Here is an 844-nt window from a genome sequence, read left to right as displayed (position 1 = left end):
GTAAACGTTCAGCGGGTGTGGTTGACTCAACTGTATCGTCTTCATATACAATTTCCCCTAACTTTGATGATTTTCGAGTAGGTGGTAGATATTGCATTAACAAAGCATATTCCGTCTCATAATGCACTTCACTTTGCTTAAAATAAAACCGTCTTTCTGCATCAATCAATGCTGTAATAGGGTCAGGAAAATGAGATAATTCTGGATCTGAATAACTTGGTGACTCTATGCGTATGGCATCTACCCATATCGCCCATCCCGAATGAAAACGAGAAAGATATGTATTAACTAACCCGGTTATATAATTTCGTTCTGTATCCGTTGCCGACATGGGATCATCCCCACGAATGAAAAAACCAGCCAACAAAGAACCGTCTTTTCCCAAGATAATGCCGTCATCAATTAAAGCCGCAAAATTTAAAAGATCAGGAAGCCCCGCAATAGTAGAGCGAAAAGGTTTTAATTTCAGCATCAATACGTCCTTGTTGATTTAGCAACACGAAAGGGACGTGAAAAGGGGGCGTAATAATTACGATATTTTAATTGACGAATGTAAATTCGAGATAAAATGGGATCAAATTTTGCCATTCTTCGTAGAACATAAAGAGAAACAAACCAGATACAAAGTCCAATTGTTGCTGCTATAATGTTCATCGCCGAAACAATAAGAATACCAGTTAAAAGCATTGATAGCAGCATAAGCTCTCGCTCTCCACCCATAATTTGTTGAGGTCTATGAAGAGAGCGAAACAATTGTGTATACCGTTTTCCTCCCATTAAACTCCTCCAACCAAAACATTAGAAGGTACAACAGCCCCAGAAAAGAGGGCGCCTGTGAGAAGAC

General features: G+C 39.3%; 1 protein-coding gene and 1 pseudogene. Both read right to left on the bottom strand.

Annotation, left to right across the window (positions count from 1 at the left end; all coding sequences use genetic code 11):
- A pseudogene (locus K3248_RS08565) lies at positions 1–472 on the bottom strand (VirB4 family type IV secretion/conjugal transfer ATPase); the annotation flags it as partial.
- Entirely contained in the window at positions 472–777 is a 306-nt protein-coding gene (trbD, locus tag K3248_RS08560; RefSeq protein ID WP_208441902.1) for a conjugal transfer protein TrbD, read from the bottom strand. The pseudogene K3248_RS08565 and the gene trbD, both read right to left, overlap by 1 nt.
- Positions 778–844 lie beyond the last annotated feature (67 nt).

Origin of the sequence: Bartonella raoultii, assembly GCF_019659805.1 — a bacterium.
GTDB lineage: Bacteria > Pseudomonadota > Alphaproteobacteria > Rhizobiales > Rhizobiaceae > Bartonella > Bartonella raoultii.
Note: the sequence above shows the minus strand (reverse complement) of the source record. Positions and strands in the feature narration are given on the sequence as shown.